Origin of the sequence: Leptolyngbya sp. FACHB-711 (genome assembly GCF_014695615.1) — a bacterium.
GTDB lineage: Bacteria > Cyanobacteriota > Cyanobacteriia > Elainellales > Elainellaceae > Leptolyngbya_A.
Map to the genome: position 1 here is coordinate 1 of NZ_JACJOR010000558.1, position 4,969 is coordinate 4,969.

Here is a 4,969-nt window from a genome sequence, read left to right on the forward strand (position 1 = left end):
TAGCAATAGGTGTTTTCCTCGCCCGCTTTCTGCTATGGGACTGGTTGCTGCCTCTTGAAGAGTCATGCTTGTTGACTCTCAAAGCTTGGGCTAATCCGACTCTAGACCGATACATGACAGCCATAACCTGGCTGGCTCAGGGCGAAATTACTATCCCTATACTCATTGCGATCGGAGGAATTCTGGTTTACCGCAACGAGGCGGTTGCAACCCTGGTTTTGGCGATCGGGCTGAGCGGTTCATGGCTGCTTAACGGCATCTTCAAGTCTCTCTTTCAGCGAAAACGACCCGATCTATGGGCATCTTCTCAACGTCCGATGGATTACAGTTATCCCAGCGGTCACGCCATGAGTGCAATTTCCTTCTATGGTTTGTTGGCGGCTAACCTGACGCACTGTATGAATATTCCTTTAAGCATCACTGCCCCCTTGGCAACTGGCTTAACCTTAGGGGTGGGCTTTAGTCGGGTATATTTGGGTGTGCATTGGCCGACAGATGTCTTGAGTGGATGGATTGCTGGCGGCATCTGGCTGGGAGCGTGCCTGTACGGACTGATTCAGATTGGTGGGATTTGAACTGAGATTGATAGGCGAGCAGTGAAAATGCTGTCAGCTTTAATGGAAAACTGCTCTCTCAGGATCTTTAAAACTACTGCGTCAAAACAGGACTTCCGCTTTCGTCTGCAAACTTTGCCAGTAGCTCAGGTGTAGGCACGCAAATCCAAAGGGCTCTGGGAATCACCTCAACAGTGACTGGGGTAGTGCCCAGGCACTCTCCGTCTGCATGAACGTCTAAAGGTGGATAGCTTCTGACCTCAATCTTAGAGGCTCGATAGGTATTAAGCCGTTTATGAGGGAGTTGCTCACCCCGCATAGCTGTAAAGAAGTAGCGCAGATGATCCCATTTAGAGGGATTGTCAATGTAAATCACATCTAGCTTGCCATCATTCATTTTTGCCTCAGGCGCTAAGGCAAATTCTACCCCATAGCGAGGGCTGTTGCAGATGTTGACTTGTAAGGTGCGCAGACGACGTATCCGTCTGCCGTCGAAGCGTAAGACCAAACGGTGCGGGCTAAATTGCAAAAAAGTTTTGACCCCTGAGAAGATACTTTTAAGGGCAACCAGATAATTTTTCTTGATTCCTTCTTTGACTTCATCTCCACAAGGAAATAGTGAGGCTTCTAGACCCACGCCTACCACTTCCATGAAGTAATAATTGTTCGCCTTGCCCATATCAAACCGACCATGCTCACCCTCTACCAGGATCTGGATGGCTTGGGTTAAATCGTTAGAAATATTCAAACTAGCCGCAATGTTATTACGCGTTCCTAACGGAATAATGCCTAGCATAGTTTGAGTATGCACTAATCCACGTGCTACGGCTTCAATCGTGCCATCGCCCCCGGCAACAATCACAAGTTTAGCGCCTGCTTTAGCAGCATCAGCAGCTAGACCTTCACCATCTTCATCAGGTGTGGTGGTGCAGATTTCAGCTTGAATGCCTTGAGTTTGCAAAGCTTCTGCTAGGTCAGTTAACAACTCAGGATTCTCGACAGGGCCAGAGGTAGGATTGACGATGAGTCGGGTATTCATCGCTGGCTTTTTCCTAGAGGTTTGAAGTTGGAGAGGGTGGAAGTGTGGGGTTAAACTCTGCTCATACACAGTTGCTTAGCAAAAGGTCTACTGTCCATTCGTTACGCCCAAGCGATGAGCTGATAGAACTCCACTCTTAAACTATAGCTGTCAGCTTCGACTTTTCCTTCCATCGATAAGCTGATATGTGGCTCAACAATTCAGTGTAGTGAAGCCCTGATAATCGCTTGTTTAATTCTGGCATTGCATAATCGTAGTATGAATTAAGGTCATCTTCTATGCAGTGCCCCGAGTGCTCAGGGCAAACGCATAAAACTGTGTTGTTGACATTTAAGACAGACTAACGCAAAAATCCTCAACAAATTGCACTTGTTGAGAATACTCCGGGCTACCCATAGCGAGTGCCCTCCATCACAGCGCTATACCTATTTCGAGAATCTTTTATGGAAACTGTCAGATCTGAGTACTCAAATCACCGCTTTTTTAGTACTTTTCATCATTGCAAGCTTTCTCTTTTCTATCTTTAATTAGATGGCTTGAAACAGACGCTGTAATTCACTCACTCGTTCAATAAATTGTTCCTTTTGCTTCAATAAAGATACAGATTCTGTCATTCTTACTCTCGATCGCAAAAATTGCGGTTGTGTCGCAAAGATTTCTAAATAACAGATGAACTGTTCTCGTTTGTATTGTTTTAAGCACTCACCTCAAAGATCTTATTGATGAATGAGAATTGAGATACACTGTCCCCTCGACTAATTTCTTTCACCTGCCCTTTACGGATCATTTTCATTGATTCTATCCCTCGCAATGTTCTTCTTACCGTGTTGAATGATTGAAATCCTATCATCGGTTTTACAATTCGCTTGATGTTCAGATGGTCTTGTTCAATGATGTTGTTCAGATACTTGCTCTGCCGCAATTTAGTTTCAGCTTCCAACGTTTTATCTTCCTTTAATTCATCGATAGCAACCGGATAGGCAGCATTTTTATCAATGGTAATTACCCGTGGAGTTTGAGTGTGTTGTGCTCTCAACACTTTGCGAAAAAAGCGTGCCACAGCTTTTCCGTCCCGTTTCGCACTGAGCATAAAGTCCAGGGTGTAGCCCTCCGAATCCACGGCTCGATATAGATACTTCCACGCTCCCTTGACTTTGATGTAAGTTTCATCCACCCGCCAGGAATCATTCGTTGGCTTCAAGGGGGGTCGGATGCGTTTGTCGAGTTCTGGGGCGTACCTCAACACCCATCGGTTGATCGTCGAATGGTCTACTCTCATGCCGCGCTCCTGCATCATCTCCTCCAAGTCTCTGTAGCTGAGAGAGTAGCGACAGTACCACCGCACATTCACCAGGATGATTTCAGGCAAAAAGTGCCGCCACTTGAACAGAGTAGAAGTAGACATTGGAGAGCAAGCCAGCGGAGTTGGGCTTGTCTAGCTTACTATTGACCAGTTTTTGCGACACAACCTTAAACCCTTAATTTCCGCCCAGTTTTTCAATGCGCTTTGCTAGCAATGCGACTTGCTTGGAAAGCTTCAGGATCTCCTTCATGATTTGCACGTTATCCACAACATTGCCCTGTGAGTTAATGCCGCCTGACGGTCCAGGGGGTGTTCCGACTCCAGCTACCGACACGCCTCCATCGGGAGCATTAACAATCCCACCTCCATAGGTACGTAGAATTTCGATAGCCAAGTACGGTGTCTTGCGCAGGTTAATTACTTCCCCGTAACGGGTAATAATGTCTCTGATAATCTCGTCATCGGACAGTTTATTTGTATTCATTTTGGCTTCTCCTTCTGTTGTGTTTTATGGACGTAATCGACGTTCTCTTTCCCAGGAAACAAGAATTGTTTTTGTACCTTCCTCAACAGGAAGACCCGCGTGAATCATAGCAAAATTGCATTTTCCCGTTGGCAGCAGATTGTTCCAAATAAGGACTCGTCCAGCTTTAGCTTCAATAGTCCTATCGAATGCCCGGAAGTGAGTTTCGCCACCGTGAACGGGTGTATCTAAGTACATGATAATGCTGCGTTTTCTCTCTCCGGCAGCGGTTCGCTCCCAATTACCGCCATCGACGTGATAGTCAAACCTGTCGTTCCTGTTGTACCGTGTAGCCTGCCACTCTTCAAAATGATTGCGTGTGGTACTTAAGAGGCAAGCTAATCGCTCCTCAATGAGGGTGAGAATAGCATTAATCTCGTCACTAAACCAGATCTGTCCTGATGTCTGACTCTTTCTCATATTACTTAAATATGCCGGAGAGTTTTCATTACCGATGTATTTCACCACTACACTATCTTGCCAGTGTGTAAACTCCAGCTCTTCAAGCATTAGATTGCATTCTAGTGGAGTAATAAAGTTATCCACTACAGCAATCCCTTCTTCTTCCAATACCTCTAGAACGGTAGCCATAATTTAGCACCGGATTAACTTGTCACCAATTAGAAACTCATACTTGTTTAGGCTACGAGCAGTGCCGATCGCTTCATCGTCGATGCCAAGAAAGATGTCGCGTAACCGATTGCACGATCGTTCATTCCGCTCATGGTAGTCTGAATGATCTTCCCAGTGTGTTGTGCGTGTAGCAGCTCGATCGTATAGATGCCAGCCCAGCACGTAATGGGGATGGAATAGATCATAGCCGTGTGTAAATGCCCTGAGTGCGAGTACTACTTCGTCACCGAAAAAATATACCTGTTCATCGAGGACAATCTCGCGGTTGAATATACCCTCTGCAAAGACGAAATGAAGTGAAGCGAACCGGGCAGGAATTGGATTTTTGAGAGTGCGCCACATGGGAATTGGCTGAGCTATTAAATAAATCAGCATTCCTTGCTCTCGACTATGTGCCCAGATTTGCAGTGGGTCTAGTAGACGATTATCGGGATCGTTCTTAGGGTCATAGGGCGGAAGATATGCTGTGATCAGAGGTTTTTGAATGCCCCTCTGCTTTAGACCTTCGTGCATTTCAACTAGGTGCCGATCCCAACCAGGAATAAAACGGTGATGGGAGTCGAGAAATAATGTATATGGCTCTCCTTGCCAACGCCTCTGAAGCTCAGCCCTTGCCCAGTTGCACCCCCTACTCTCCCGATAGGACTGCTCAATAATTTCAATGTTCGGGTTTACCTGTAATGCCTCTGGCAGCGTGTCGCCCTCTGCTCGTTGCCAAAAAACACCAATGCGAAGAGCGTCCGCATCATCTGACTTTTCGACAAGATCAAGTAACGTTGGTCCCAGTTCTGTGTCACGATAGGCTGGAATCTGAACGTAGATTTTTTTCATTTGTATCGCTATGGGATGCAAATAATGAAACTAGCACGATAGACCTATCTATCAGACCTATCCATCTTTTTCATTAACGATAGTGT

Annotated in this window: 6 protein-coding genes; 1 reads left to right on the plus strand and 5 read right to left on the minus strand. The window is 46.0% G+C overall.

Translation table 11 applies throughout. The features are described from left to right. The coding region (locus H6F80_RS27700) for a phosphatase PAP2 family protein (RefSeq protein ID WP_206755125.1) at nt 1-575 on the plus strand (575 nt) is incomplete at its 5' end. A 73-nt stretch (nt 576-648) separates the two neighbouring features. On the opposite strand, the gene H6F80_RS27705 is transcribed toward H6F80_RS27700, so the two are convergent. The 5 genes from H6F80_RS27705 to H6F80_RS27725 all read right to left on the minus strand — a co-directional run bounded on the left by H6F80_RS27705 (nt 649) and on the right by H6F80_RS27725 (nt 4,883). Continuing rightward, complete coding sequence (locus tag H6F80_RS27705) at nt 649-1,593, minus strand: diacylglycerol/lipid kinase family protein (RefSeq protein WP_190794745.1); 945 nt, start codon at nt 1,591-1,593, stop codon at nt 649-651. Nucleotides 1,594-2,287: 694 nt separating this feature from the next. Then, the gene (locus H6F80_RS27710; protein WP_190794746.1) at nt 2,288-2,998 is read right to left on the minus strand and encodes an IS6 family transposase; all 711 of its coding nucleotides are present in this window, start codon (nt 2,996-2,998) and stop codon (nt 2,288-2,290) included. Between the two features lie 73 nt (nt 2,999-3,071). Next, nucleotides 3,072-3,380, minus strand: coding sequence for a hypothetical protein (locus H6F80_RS27715; protein WP_190794747.1), 309 nt, complete (start codon nt 3,378-3,380; stop codon nt 3,072-3,074). Between the two features lie 24 nt (nt 3,381-3,404). Then, nucleotides 3,405-4,010: a prolyl hydroxylase family protein gene (locus H6F80_RS27720; protein WP_190794748.1), complete on the minus strand. Its 606-nt coding sequence runs from the start codon at nt 4,008-4,010 to the stop codon at nt 3,405-3,407. Between the two features lie 3 nt (nt 4,011-4,013). After that, nucleotides 4,014-4,883 (minus strand): GlcNAc-transferase family protein, encoded by an 870-nt coding sequence (locus tag H6F80_RS27725; protein WP_190794749.1) that lies wholly within the window; start codon nt 4,881-4,883, stop codon nt 4,014-4,016. Between the last annotated feature and the right edge of the window lie 86 nt (nt 4,884-4,969).